Source organism: Streptomyces sp. NPDC046203 (assembly GCF_040646255.1).
GTDB lineage: Bacteria > Actinomycetota > Actinomycetes > Streptomycetales > Streptomycetaceae > Streptomyces.
Map to the genome: position 1 here is coordinate 67,430 of NZ_JBEYZX010000016.1, position 12,836 is coordinate 80,265.

Annotated in this window: 13 protein-coding genes and 1 riboswitch; of the genes, 4 read left to right on the plus strand and 9 right to left on the minus strand. The window is 69.6% G+C overall.

Features of this window, described 5'->3' with window-relative positions; all coding sequences use genetic code 11:
• Positions 1-6: 6 nt before the first annotated feature.
• Complete coding sequence (locus tag ABZ990_RS15310; RefSeq protein ID WP_361230937.1) at positions 7-714, minus strand: helix-turn-helix domain-containing protein; 708 nt, start codon at positions 712-714, stop codon at positions 7-9.
• A 79-nt stretch (positions 715-793) separates the two neighbouring features.
• Between ABZ990_RS15310 and ABZ990_RS15315 the strand changes: the two genes are divergently transcribed.
• Both ABZ990_RS15315 and ABZ990_RS15320 read left to right on the plus strand, forming a co-directional pair.
• Positions 794-1,381, plus strand: coding sequence for a hypothetical protein (locus tag ABZ990_RS15315; RefSeq protein ID WP_361230939.1), 588 nt, complete (start codon positions 794-796; stop codon positions 1,379-1,381).
• Complete coding sequence (locus tag ABZ990_RS15320; RefSeq protein WP_361230941.1) at positions 1,369-1,719, plus strand: zinc-binding dehydrogenase; 351 nt, start codon at positions 1,369-1,371, stop codon at positions 1,717-1,719. Before ABZ990_RS15315 ends, ABZ990_RS15320 begins: the two co-directional genes overlap by 13 nt.
• Positions 1,720-1,885: 166 nt before the next feature.
• Here the strand turns inward: ABZ990_RS15320 and ABZ990_RS15325 are convergent, their stop codons facing one another.
• The 8 genes from ABZ990_RS15325 to ABZ990_RS15360 form a co-directional block, all read right to left on the minus strand.
• Positions 1,886-2,902, minus strand: a complete 1,017-nt coding sequence (locus tag ABZ990_RS15325; protein WP_361230943.1) for a ribonucleotide-diphosphate reductase subunit beta — start codon at positions 2,900-2,902, stop codon at positions 1,886-1,888.
• A complete protein-coding gene (locus ABZ990_RS15330) occupies positions 2,902-5,283 on the minus strand; it encodes a ribonucleoside-diphosphate reductase subunit alpha (protein WP_361230945.1) in 2,382 nt (793 codons plus the stop codon). The genes ABZ990_RS15325 and ABZ990_RS15330 overlap by 1 nt, the downstream gene beginning before the upstream one ends.
• 134 nt (positions 5,284-5,417) lie before the next feature.
• Positions 5,418-5,550, minus strand: a riboswitch (cobalamin riboswitch).
• 48 nt (positions 5,551-5,598) lie between these two features.
• Entirely contained in the window at positions 5,599-6,165 is a 567-nt protein-coding gene (locus ABZ990_RS15335) for a GNAT family N-acetyltransferase (RefSeq protein WP_361230947.1), read from the minus strand.
• A 56-nt stretch (positions 6,166-6,221) separates the two neighbouring features.
• The gene (locus ABZ990_RS15340) at positions 6,222-6,344 is read right to left on the minus strand and encodes a hypothetical protein (protein ID WP_361230949.1); all 123 of its coding nucleotides are present in this window, start codon (positions 6,342-6,344) and stop codon (positions 6,222-6,224) included.
• Between the two features lie 20 nt (positions 6,345-6,364).
• Complete coding sequence (locus ABZ990_RS15345) at positions 6,365-6,928, minus strand: hypothetical protein (protein WP_361230951.1); 564 nt, start codon at positions 6,926-6,928, stop codon at positions 6,365-6,367.
• Between the two features lie 167 nt (positions 6,929-7,095).
• On the minus strand, positions 7,096-8,718 hold the full coding sequence (gene mctP, locus ABZ990_RS15350; protein WP_361230953.1) for a monocarboxylate uptake permease MctP: 1,623 nt from the start codon (positions 8,716-8,718) through the stop codon (positions 7,096-7,098).
• Positions 8,715-8,972, minus strand: coding sequence for a DUF3311 domain-containing protein (locus ABZ990_RS15355; protein WP_361230955.1), 258 nt, complete (start codon positions 8,970-8,972; stop codon positions 8,715-8,717). The genes mctP and ABZ990_RS15355 overlap by 4 nt, the downstream gene beginning before the upstream one ends.
• 323 nt (positions 8,973-9,295) lie before the next feature.
• A complete protein-coding gene (locus ABZ990_RS15360) occupies positions 9,296-10,060 on the minus strand; it encodes a GntR family transcriptional regulator (protein WP_361230957.1) in 765 nt (254 codons plus the stop codon).
• A 285-nt stretch (positions 10,061-10,345) separates the two neighbouring features.
• On the opposite strand from ABZ990_RS15360, the gene ABZ990_RS15365 reads away from it, so the two are divergent.
• Positions 10,346-11,629 (plus strand): extracellular solute-binding protein, encoded by a 1,284-nt coding sequence (locus ABZ990_RS15365; protein ID WP_361230959.1) that lies wholly within the window; start codon positions 10,346-10,348, stop codon positions 11,627-11,629.
• Between the two features lie 104 nt (positions 11,630-11,733).
• A complete protein-coding gene (locus tag ABZ990_RS15370; protein ID WP_361230961.1) occupies positions 11,734-12,726 on the plus strand; it encodes a sugar ABC transporter permease in 993 nt (330 codons plus the stop codon).
• Positions 12,727-12,836: the final 110 nt, after the last annotated feature.

Genomic DNA, 12,836 nt, shown 5'->3' on the forward strand with positions numbered 1-12,836 from the left:
CCGTGACTATCCGGCCTTGACCGTCAGCGCGCCGGGCAGCTCCGCGCAGGTCGCGCGGAGCTGGCGGGCGAGGTCCTCGCGGGTGGGTCCGGCGGGATCGGCCATCCAGTCGTCGAGTGCCCGGTGGAACGCCGCGATCAGCATGTCGAGCGCCAGATGGGCGCGGACGTCGCCGGTACCGGGAACGCCGAACCGCTGCTCGACCACGGTGAGCGCGGCGCGGCTGGTGCGCTGACAGAACGCCAGGTCATGGGCGTCCATGGACGGGGTCCTGGCCGCCACCCGGCGGCTCGCCAGGGTGCGTTCGGCCCAGCCGTCGGCGTCCATCCGGTCGATGGCGGCGACAAGGGCGTCCTCGAACAGCGCGATGAGCGTGCGCCCGTCCGCCGGGCACTCCGTCAGGACGTCGAGAAAGGCCGCCCACAGATCCTGGGTCGGGGCCAGGGCGACGTCCTCCTTGCTCTCGAAGGTGCGGAAGAAGGTCCGCTTGGAGACCTCGACCGCGTCGCAGAGTTCGTTCAGCGTCACCGCGTCGAATCCGCGCTCCTCGAACAGCTCCAGTGCCGTGTCGATCAGGGCCTGCCGGGTGCGCAGCTTCTTGCGCTCGCGCAGGGGGAGCCGGGCGGCCGAGGAGGATCCGCCGGCGGAGACGGCACCGGCGGACGGGGCGCCAGTGGCCGAGGCGGGAGCGGAGGGCGGGGGCGTGGTCGTCATCGGCGGGAGTCTATCCGAGAGCGAATGCCGCCTGTAGGCTTACGCCACTCAGTGGCATTTTCCTCTCGGGAGTGTTTCCATGCGCGCGTTACTCATCGACCGCTCGGCCCCCACCGGTCTGCGACTCGGCACCGTCCCCGACCCGGTCCCCGCACCCCACCAGGCCCTGGTCCGGGTGACCGCGATCTCGCTCAACTACGGAGAGATCGCGTTCGGGCTGGCCGGAGCACCCGAAGGCACCGTCCTGGGCTGGGACGCCGCGGGTGTCGTGGAACGGGCGGCCGCCGACGGTTCCGGACCGGCCGCCGGTACGCCGGTCGTGACCCTGATGCCCGACGGCGCCTGGGCCGAACTGCGCGCGGTGGACACCGCGTGGATCGGCGTCGCCCCCGAGGGAGCCGACCCGGCCGCGCTGTCGACGATTCCGGTCGCCGCCACCAGCGCCCTGCGCGCCCTGCACCGCATGGGCCCCCTGCTGGGGCGCGACGTCCTCGTCACGGGAGCCACCGGCGGCGTCGGCCGGTACGCCGTCCAGCTCGCCCGCGCGGCGGGCGCCCACGTCCTGGCCGTCACCCGCGACCCCGACACCCACGGCGAACTGCTGCGCGGGCTGGGTGCCCACGAGGTGATCAGCGCGCCGAAGGAGGCCGGCCGGTGGACGGTGTGATCGACATGGTCGGCGGACCGCTGCTCGTCGAGGCGTACCAGACGCTGAACGAGGGCGGCACCCTCGTCTCGGTCGGGCACGGCGCCGACAAGGGGGAGGACTTCCCGTTCGGGGCGTTCTTCGGCGACCAGGGCCGGCACGACCGGTCGATCGTGACGTTCTTCCTGCTGGCCTGCACCGGCCTGGACCGCGATCTGGCCTGGCTGGCCCGGCGGGTCGCGGCCGGCGACCTCGACCCGGGCATCACCTGGCGCGGCAGCTGGGACGCCCCGGGGGAGGCGATCGACGCCCTGCTCACCCGGGGGCTCCACGGCAAGGCGGTACTCACCCTGGACTAGGAGGTTGTCCGACCCTCATCCGCCGGACAAGACCCGCCGGGCAAGCCCAAGGGCCGTCCGGACGAAAAAACCGGTCCGGAGAAGGATCTCTCCGGACCGGAATCACTCCCGGGTGGTCACGGCCTCCGCCGTGACCACCCCGGACGCGCACCAGCGGACCAGCGGACTAGAAGTCCTCGTCCAGGTCCACCGAACCCTCGACCGCCACCTGGTACGCCGACGGTCGGCGCTCGAAGAAGTTGGTCAGCTCCTGGACGCCCTGCAGCTCCATGAACGCGAACGGGTTCTCCGAGCCGTACACCGGCGCGAAGCCCAGTCGCGTCAGCCGCTGGTCGGCCACGCACTGGAGGTACTCGCGCATGGACTCGGTGTTCATGCCCGGCAGACCCTCGCCGCACAGGTCACGGCCGAACTGGAGCTCCGCCTCGACGGCCTCCTTCAGCATCGCGGTGACCTGCTCCTGGAGCGCGTCGTCGAAGAGCTCCGGCTCCTCCTTGCGGACGGTGTCCACGACCTCGAAGGCGAAGTTCATGTGCATGGTCTCGTCCCGGAACACCCAGTTGGTGCCGGTGGCCAGGCCGTGCAGCAGACCGCGCGAGCGGAACCAGTAGACGTACGCGAACGCGCCGTAGAAGAACAGGCCCTCGATGCACGCGGCGAAGCAGATCAGGTTGAGCAGGAAACGGCGGCGGTCGGCCCGCGTCTCCAGCTGGTCGATCTTCTCTACCGAATCCATCCACTTGAAGCAGAACTGCGCCTTGTCGCGGATCGACGGGATGTTCTCGACGGCCGCGAAGGCCGCCGCGCGCTCCGCCGGATCGGGGAGGTAGGTGTCGAGCAGCGTCAGATAGAACTGGACGTGCACGGCCTCCTCGAAGAGCTGGCGCGAGAGGTAGAGCCGCGCCTCGGGGGAGTTGATGTGCTTGTAGAGCGTCAGCACCAGGTTGTTGGCCACGATCGAGTCGCCGGTCGCGAAGAACGCGACGAGCCGCCCGATCATGTGCTGCTCGCCCGGGGACAGCTTGGCGAGGTCGGCCACGTCGGAGTGGAGGTCGACCTCCTCCACGGTCCAGGTGTTCTTGATGGCGTCGCGGTAGCGCTCGTAGAAGTCCGGGTAGCGCATCGGACGCAGGGTCAGTTCGAAGCCCGGGTCGAGCAGGTTCTTCTGGTTCTTGTCGGACATTACTGGCAGGCCTCGCAGGACTCGGGGTTCTCAAGGGAGCAGGCGATGGCGTCCGCGTCGGGCGCCTGGGACTGCGCCGGTACGGGGGCGGCGGCGCGGGCGGCGCGGGCGATCCGGGTGGCCGGGCGCGAGCGCAGGTAGTACGTGGTCTTCAGACCCTGCTTCCAGGCATATGCGTACATCGACGACAGCTTGCCGATGGTCGGCGTCTCCATGAACAGGTTCAGCGACTGCGCCTGGTCCAGGAACGGGGTGCGGGCCGCCGCCATGTCGATCAGACCGCGCTGCGGGATCTCCCAGGCCGTCCGGTACAGCGCCCGCGTCTCGGCCGGCACCCAGGCGAAGTCCTGCACGGAGCCCGAGGACTCGCGCAGCGCCTCACGGGTCTCGGCGTCCCAGACGCCCAGCCGCTTCAGCTCGTCCACCAGGTACGCGTTGACCTGGAGGAACTCGCCCGACAGCGTCTCGCGCTTGAAGAGGTTGGAGACCTGCGGCTCGATGCACTCGTAGACACCGGCGATCGAGGCGATCGTCGCCGTCGGCGCGATCGCGAGCAGCAGGCTGTTGCGCATGCCGACCTCGGCGATCCGGGCCCGCAGCGCGGCCCAGCGCTCCGGCCAGGTCAGCTCCACGTCGTAGTGGTCGTGGTGCAGCACGCCCCGCGCGGTGCGGGTCTTGTCCCAGGCGGGCAGCGGACCGTTGCGCTCGGCGAGGTCGGCGGACGCCTCGTACGCGGCGAGCATGATCCGCTCGGAGATCCGGGTGGACAGCGCCCGTGCCTCCGCCGAGTCGAACGGCAGCTTCAGCTGGAAGAAGACGTCCTGGAGACCCATGGCGCCCAGGCCCACCGGACGCCACCGGGAGTTGGAGCGGCCGGCCTGCTCGGTCGGGTAGAAGTTGATGTCGACGACCCGGTCGAGGAAGGTGACGGCGGTACGGACGGTCGCGTCGAGACGCTCCCAGTCCAGCTCGCCGGAGGCCGTGTCGACGAAGGCGCCCAGGTTGACCGAGCCGAGGTTGCACACGGCGGTCTCGCCGTCGTCCGTGACCTCGATGATCTCGGTGCAGAGGTTCGAGGAGTGGACGACCGAGCCGGGCTCGGCGGTCTGGTTCGCGGTCCGGTTGGAGGCGTCCTTGAAGGTCATCCAGCCGTTGCCGGTCTGCGCGAGGGTGCGCATCATCCGGCCGTACAGCTCGCGGGCCGGCATGGTCTTGCGGGCCAGACCCTTCGCCTCGGCCGCGACGTACGCGGCGTCGAACTCCGCGCCGTACAGGTCGACCAGCTCGGGCACGTCGGCCGGGGAGAACAGCGACCAGTCGGCGTCCGCGTTCACCCGGCGCATGAACTCGTCGGGGATCCAGTGCGCCAGGTTGAGGTTGTGGGTGCGCCGGGCGTCCTCGCCCGTGTTGTCGCGCAGCTCCAGGAACTCCTCGATGTCCGCGTGCCAGGTCTCCAGGTAGACCGCGGCGGCGCCCTTGCGCCGGCCGCCCTGGTTCACCGCGGCGACGGAGGCGTCCAGCGTCTTCAGGAACGGGACGATGCCGTTGGAGTGGCCGTTGGTGCCGCGGATCAGCGAGCCGCGGGCGCGGATGCGGGAGTACGCGAGACCGATGCCGCCCGCGTGCTTCGACAGGCGCGCGACCTGGTGGTAGCGGTCGTAGATGGAGTCCAGCTCGTCCTTCGGGGAGTCGAGGAGGTAGCAGGACGACATCTGCGGGTGGCGGGTGCCGGAGTTGAAGAGCGTGGGGGAGGACGGCAGGTAGTCGAGCCGGCTCATCAGCCCGTACAGCGCCGTGACCTCGTCCAGCGCGCGCACGCTGTCGTCCTCGGCGAGACCGGCGGCGACCCGCAGCATGAAGTGCTGCGGCGTCTCGATCACCTTGCGGGTGATCGGGTGGCGCAGCAGGTAGCGGGAGTACAGGGTGCGCAGCCCGAAGTAGCCGAAGCGGTCGTCGCCGGCCGGGTCGATCGCGCTGTCCAGCCGGTCGGCGTGCAGGGCCGCGAATTCCGCGGTCCGCTCCGCGATCAGGCCCTCGCGGTGACCGGTGGCGACGGACTCGGAGAAGGAGACCGCGCCCTGTCCGGCCGCCTCCTCGGCGATCGTCAGCGTGAGCAGCCGGGCGGCGAGCCGCGAGTACGCGGGGTCCTCGGCGATCAGGCCGGCCGCCGCCTCGGTGGCGAGTTCGCGCAGCTCCGCCGTGTCCGAGCCGGGGTGCCGGCCGCGCAGCGCGGCGGCGGCGACCCGGCCGGGGTCGGTGTCGGGGAGGTCGGCGGTGAGGTCGGTCAGGATCCGCAGCAGTGCGGTTCCGGGGCCGTCGCTCGGGGCCGCGATCTCCTCGGAAGATACAGCCGAAGCCGGATCGGCGGGCGCGATGGTCACTGGGAGGCTCTCCCTCGCTCGGCTCGTGGCCTGCACGGGGGATACGGGGACGAGCGGGGGCCGGGATACGCGCGGCGCGCCGCGTCCACCGGCCCACTCCGCGAGGCCCGGACGTCTGTGGCACCCGGAACGGACGGACCGGGTGCGCTGTCCACAGGTCTTCGGACTCCGGCCGCGCGAAAGAGCGCGAACCATACCGTTGCGGGACAGTTCCGGATTTCCACCGGATTCCCCTGCGACGACAGCGAGGACGAGCATACATGTGGGGGGCGCCGCTTGCGGCACCCCCCACATGTTGTGTCCCGGCGTCAGGCCTCAGACCGTGTCCCGCAGCTCCAGACCGTAGGAGAGCAGGGTGAAGTCCACCCCGGGAACGGGCTGCCAGTCCCGCTCGGGGGCCCGGACGAAGCCGAGCCGGGCGTAGACCCGGTGCGCTCCGGTCATGGTCCGCTGGGTGGACAGGACGATCCGCGCGCAGCCGGGGACGGCCCGCGCGCGGTCCACGCACGCCCGCACCAGCGCCTCGCCGACGCCCCGGCCGCGGGCCGCGTGGTCGACGGCCAGCATCCGGAATTCGGCCTCGTCCGCGCGGGCGGTGTCCGCCCACTTCTCGCCCCCGGTGGTGAAGGTCACCCCGCCGAGGACCGTCTCCGCCGCGTCGACCGCGACGAGCACCTCCGCCTCGGCGGCGCGCCCGGCCACGTCGCGCAGCAGGTCCGTATAGCCGTCGGCCTCGCCGAACGCCAGGAAGCCGTCGTCGCGGTAGGCCGTGTCTTCAAAGTGCCGTCGTCCGGCCGCAGGCCGGGCCGTGCGGCGTCTGGTGCGTGCGATCGCAAGGCGGAGGTTCGCCCTCGTACTGGATGTACTTGGGTGATCCGACAACGCAGCGAGCGTGCGTGCCAGGCGTCGCACGGCAGACGGCAGTTTGAAGACACGGCCTAAGCCCGTACGGTGATCTCGCCGAGGCGCTCGTAGTCCTCGGGGCGCGCTGTTCTGATCGTGAAATCCATGGGGGCCAGTCTGTCGGGGGCGGGCGGCCGGCGCGGGAGAATTTCGGCCACGCGCTCCCACCCCGTCGAGGTCAGCCGCCGACCCCCACGCTGTTGTCGGGAGCGCCGTCGCCCTCCGCGGGCAGATCGCCGCGCTGTACGGGTGCTCCGCCGCCCGCGGGCTTCTCGGGCAGCACGTCGTCGAGTTCGCGGGCGTCGGCCCGGTGCGCCCGTTCGGCGGCGGCGCGCAGCCGGTCCTTGCCGACGGTGAGCGGGGCGTCGAGGGTGATCCGTACGCCGTCCTCGACGCGGATGTACGTGTGCTGCCCGTCGGACGTGCGGTACCAGCCGGGCTTCTCCGGCGTGCAGGGGGCGGACTTCGGGGAGGCGGCGCAGTCCTGGTCGGTGAAGGTGCCGCGGTCGGCGCCGAGGGTGACCCGGGTGCCGTCCTGGGCGACGTACGCGGCCTGGAAGCCGTCGTCGCCCAGGCCACCGACCGACTGGTGGGCGAGGGTGAAGCCCTCGATCTCCGTGACGTACACATGGTCCAGGGAGATCTGGGCGTAGTGGGCGCGCTCCTCCAGTTCGGCCTGGGAGGGAGCGCCGGCGATCACGTTGCCGCAGCCGGTGAGGGCCAGGGCCAGGGGTAGGGCCAAGGGCAGAAGCAGCGGACGGGTGGTCAAAAACGTACGGGAGTTCATCCGTTCATACTCGCGGGAGAACGGGCGGGGCCGCCGGGCTTTCCCGAGGGAAGGCCCGGCGGCCCCGGACGTGCTCCGTGTCGCTGTCGCTGTCGCTGTCGTCGGCGCGGTCGGCCCAGGCGTCAGTGCCCGGCGCCGACCTTCGGCAGCTCGGTGACGACACCCTTGTCGCCGGCGTCCGCCGTGTAGTCCTCCGGCGAGGTCTCGTCGACCCCGTCCGGCGTCCCGACGGCGCGCAGCACCAGGGTGAGGACGACGGTGACGATCACGTTCAGCGTGAAGGCGGTGAGACCGATGTAGCCGATCTCGCCGATGCCCGGGATCTCCGCCGACGAGCCGCCGAAGTGCTTCTGCGTGGGGCTCGCCACCCCGTACGCCGCGGCCGTGCCGTAGATCATGCCGACGCCCCAGCCGACGAGCAGCGCCCAGCGGTGGAACCAGCGGGTGAACAGACCGCCGACCAGGGCCGGGAAGGTCTGCAGGATCCAGATGCCGCCCAGCAGCTGGAAGTTGATGGCGACGGTCTTGTCCATGGTGAGGACGAAGACCAGGGCGCCGACCTTCACCAGGAGCGAGACCAGCTTGGAGACCTTGGTCTCCTGCTCGGCGGTCGCGTTCGGCTTGATGAAGTCCTTGTAGATGTTGCGGGTGAAGAGGTTGGCCGCGGCGATCGACATGATCGCGGCCGGCACGAGCGCGCCGATGCCGATCGCGGCGAAGGCCACGCCCGCGAACCAGTCCGGGAACATGTCCTCGAAGAGCTGCGGGATGGCGAGCTGACCGTTGCTCACCTTCACCCCGGCGGCGATCGCCATGAAGCCGAGCAGCGCGAGCAGGCCCAGCATCAGCGAGTACAGCGGCAGGATGGTGGTGTTGCGGCGGATCACGTTCCGGCTCTTGGAGGAGAGCGTCGCGGTGATCGAGTGCGGGTACATGAACAGCGCGAGCGCCGAGCCGAGGGCCAGCGTGGCGTACGTCCACTGGCCCGCCTCGCCGGGGGCCAGCGTGCCGCGCGGCTTGCCGGTGGCGGGGTTGGTGGCGGCGAACGCCTCGCTCGACTTGGCGAAGATCTCGTCGAAGCCGCCCAGCTTGATCGGGATGTAGATGATCGCCACCGCGATGACGATGTAGATCAGGGTGTCCTTGACGAACGCGATCAGCGCGGGCGCCCGCAGACCGGACGAGTAGGTGTACGCGGCCAGCACGCCGAAGGCGATGAGCAGCGGCAGGTCCTTGACGAACCAGCTGGTGTTCTCGCCGCCGCCGACGCCCATCACGTCCAGGACGGCCTGGATGCCGACGAGCTGGAGCGCGATGTACGGCATGGTCGCCAGGATGCCGGTGACGGCGACCGCCAGCGACAGACCCCGGGAACCGAACCGTCCGCGGACGAAGTCCGAGGTGGTGACGTAGCCGTGCTTGTGGGACACCGACCACAGACGGGGCAGGAAGGTGAAGATCAGCGGGTAGACCAGGATGGTGTACGGCACGGCGAAGAAGCCGGCCGCGCCCGCCGCGTAGATGGCCGCCGGGACGGCGACGAAGGTGTACGCGGTGTAGAGGTCGCCGCCGAGCAGGAACCAGGTGATCCAGGTGCCGAACGAGCGGCCGCCCAGACCCCATTCGTCGAGGCTGTTCTCGTTCGCGGGGCGGCGCCACTTGGCCGCCAGGAAGCCCATGACCGTGACGGCCAGGAAGAAGAAGATGAAGACGCCGAGCGCGACGCCGTTCACGCCGTCCTTCACTTCGCGTCACCCCCCTTGCGCGCACGCTGGTCGAACTGCCACAACTTGTAGGCGATCACGGTGAGAGCCGTGGAGATGAGCACCCACAGCATCTGGTACCAGTAGAAGAACGGGATGCCGATGAAGGTGGGGTCCACCTTCGCGTAGGAGCCCACCCACAGCATCGCCACGAAGGGTGCGAAGAGGAGGAGCCCGATCACCACCCTCAAGGGTGTGACGACTGGTGGTTTTCCTTGTTGCGTGGCTTGTGACATGGCCGTCCGTCCCCTTGGTGATCACCTCGTAATGGGTGGGAAATCTAGGGGACGGGCTCACCTCCGCGTAACCCTTTCCCACATAACGGATGCGACTCGCCAGGGACTCGTTTTCGATTGAATCCGGCCATATCTGGTCATGATTGGCCTGGAGTAGACCAATTGGCGTCGCCAAATCTCAATATGTGGACCGGATATGACGAAAGCGCTTCCGGAGCGTGGCGTGAAAACGGCGAACGGCCACGCTCCGCAAGGGGAGCGCGGCCGTTCGCCGTGACAGGGGGAAAGCGGGAGGAAAGGGGAGGGGTCGGGGAGGGCTCGGGTCAGTCCAGCGGGCGCTGGAGGCGGGCGACGAACTTGTACCGGTCGCCCCGGTAGACCGAGCGCACCCACTCGACCGGCTCGCCCCGCCGGTCCACGGAGTGGCGGGAGAGCATCAGCATCGGCAGGCCGACGTCGGTGCCGAGCAGTCCGGCCTCGCGCGGGGTGGCCAGCGAGGTCTCGATGGTCTCCTCGGCCTCGGCCAGATGGACGTCGTACACCTCGGCCAGAGCCGTGTAGAGCGAGGTGTACTTGACGAGGGAGCGGCGCAGCGCGGGGAAGCGCTTGGCCGAGAGGTGCGTCGTCTCGATCGCCATCGGCTCGCCGCTCGCGAGCCGCAGCCGCTCGATGCGCAGCACCCGGCCGCCGGGGGAGATGTCGAGCAGCCCGGCGAGGGTGTCGTCGGCCGTCACGTACCCGATGTCGAGGAGCTGGGAGGTGGGTTCGAGGCCCTGGGCGCGCATGTCCTCGGTGTACGAGGTGAGCTGGAGCGCCTGGGAGACCTTGGGCTTGGCCACGAAGGTGCCTTTGCCCTGAATGCGCTCGAGGCGGCCTTCGACGACCAGCTCCTGGAGGGCCTGGCGTACGGTGGTGCGCGAGGTGTCGAACTCGGCGGCCAGGGTGCGCTCGGGCGGCACCGGGGTGCCGGGCGGCAGGGTCTCCGTCATGTCGAGCAAGTGGCGCTTGAGGCGGTAGTACTTGGGTACGCGCGCGGTGCGGGTGGCGATCCCGTTGTCCGTCTCCGTACTGCCCGCGTCCGTGGCCATGGCCCGCCTTCCCGACTCCTGTGCTGCTGCCGTCACCGGCTCCTCCGTCTGTCGCGGCTCACATGGTGGCACGGACCGCCCAAGGGTCATCGCCCTCCCTCAGGTGTCGGTCCGATAACGGACGCGACTGCCCTTCTTATACACCCTTGACACCCCTAAAGGTCTAGGCCAAGCTCCGAGTACTGGTCTAAACCATTAAAGACCAGGTCCCGGCCCCACAGCTGTACTCGGCGTACGTCTTCGCGCGGTGGGTTAGGGGGAGCAGGCATCCCTGAGGAGGGTGGCGTGAAGCGCAAGCTCATCGCGGCGATCGGTGTCGCGGGCATGATGGTCGGTATCGCGGCGTGTGGTGGCGGCGACGACAAGGGCGGTGCGAAGGCCGGCGGCGACGCCAAGGAGCTGACCGTCTGGCTGACGGTCGACGCCCAGAACAACTGGCCGGAGCTGGTCAAGGCCGCCGACGACACGGTGGCCAAGAAGCACCCGGGCATCAAGATCAAGCACGAGTACTACGGCTGGCCGGACAAGAACACCAAGCTCGACGCGGTGCTCGCGACCGACAAGGCCCCGGATGTTGTCGAGATGGGCAACTCCGAGATGATCAGCTACATGGCCAAGGGTGCCTTCGCCGAGGTCGACCCGTCGAAGTTCGAGAACTCCGACAAGTGGCTCGACGCCCTCAAGGACTCGGTCACCTACAACGGCAAGACCTACGGCGTCCCCTACTACGCCGGTGGCCGCGTGGGCACCTGGCGCAAGGACGTCGCCGCCGAGGCGGGCGTCAAGGCCGCCCCGAAGACCTGGGCCGAGCTGACCGCCGCGCTCGACGCCATCCAGAAGAAGAAGGGCGACAAGTTCAGCGCCTGGTACCAGCCGTCGCCGGACTGGTACGCCGCGATGTCCTTCGTCTACGACGCCGGCGGCTCCATCGCCAAGCAGGACGGCGAGACCTGGAAGGCCAACCTCTCCTCCACCGAGTCCCTCAAGGGCCTGACGGAGTACAAGAACATCGTCGACAAGTACATGCACGGCGACAAGACGAAGGACGAGGCCGACCGTCCCGTCGTCTTCGGCCAGGGCAAGTCCGCGACGATCTTCGCCGCCGGCTGGGAGGGCGCCACCGCCGCCGACCCGAAGACCGACAAGGTCGGCGACCTGAAGGACAAGCTCGAGAACTTCGTCATGCCCGGTCCGTCCGGCAAGAACCTCCCGGTCTTCCTGGGCGGTTCGGACCTGGCAGTCCCGGTCAAGTCCAAGGCGCAGGACGTCGCCGCCGAGTGGATCGCCGCCTTCACCGACGCCGAGGGCCAGAAGGGCCTCGTCGCCAAGGGCAACCTGCCGAACAACAAGGCGGCCCTCGCCCCGCTGAAGAGCGACCCGGCCACCGCCGTCCCGGCGACCGCCGCCGAGTCCAGCTGGTTCGTCCCGACCGCCCCCGGCTGGGGCCAGGTCGAGAAGGCCCAGATCCTCAAGACGATGCTCATCGAGATCGCCAACGGCAAGAAGCCGGTCGAGCAGGCCGCCAAGGACGCCGACGCCGCGATCGACAAGGTCATCAACACCAAGTGACCTGATGTCGCAGGGTCCCGCCGCGCGGGGTCTGTCCACTGGGCAGGCCCGCGCGGCGGGACCCTGCCGCCCGTATCACGAGAGGGATCGCTGAGGAGCACGGGATGAGTGCCGCTGACACAACCACCGCGAAGGTGCCGCCGGTGCGGCAATCGCCGCCATCGGGCTCCAAAGCCGCGAGCCCGGCTTCCGGGGGCGGGAAGAGAAAGGGCGGAGCGGGCATCCCCTGGCTGCTCCTCGCGCCCTGTCTGATCGTGCTGATCCTGGTGCTCGGCTACCCGCTGGTGCGCCTGGTCACCCTCTCGTTCCAGCGCTTCGGCCAGCCGCAGCTGTGGGGCTTCAAGGAAGCCGAGTCGGCCGGCTTCGACAACTTCACCGCGATCCTCGGCGACAGCGAGTTCTGGACCGTCGTGCTGCGCACCGTGATCTTCGCGGCCGGCGCCGTGATCTTCACCATGGTGCTCGGCATGCTGATCGCCCTGCTCCTCCAGCGCGTCTCGGGCTGGGTCAAGGCCCTGATCAACATCGTGCTCGTGGCGAGCTGGGGCATGCCGATCATCGTCTCCACCGCCATCTTCAAGTGGCTCTTCGACGCCGACTACGGCGTGCTGAACTGGCTGCTCAGCAGGCTGCCCGGGGTCGACATGATCGGCCACAACTGGTTCGCCAGCGGCCCCCAGGGCCTCGCCGTGATCATGCTCCTGGTGGTCTGGGGCGCCGTGCCCTTCGTCGTCATCACCCTGAGCGCCGGCCTCACCCAGGTGCCCAAGGAGCTGGAGGAGGCCGCGCGCCTCGACGGCGCCGGCGCGATCGGCGTCTTCCGCTACGTCACCCTGCCCATCCTCAAGCCCATCATCGTCATGCTGACGACGCTGTCGGTCATCTGGGACATGGGTGTCTTCCCGCAGGTCTACGTGATGCGCAACGGCCACCCCGAGGCCGAGTTCCAGCTCCTCACCACGTACTCCTTCGACAAGGCCTTCGTCGTCAACGACTACGGCACGGGCTCGGCGATCGCCGTCGTCACCGTGCTGCTGCTGCTCGGAGTCGTGGCGGTGTACATGCGCCAGATGCTCAAGATCGGAGATGTCGAGTGAGCGTCACCAAGGCATCCGCACCCGCACCGGCGTCCGCGCCCGCCGCCGAGCCCGCCGTCTCCCCTCGGCCGGCCAAGGCCCGCAAGCCGCGCAAGTCGAAGGCCGGCTGG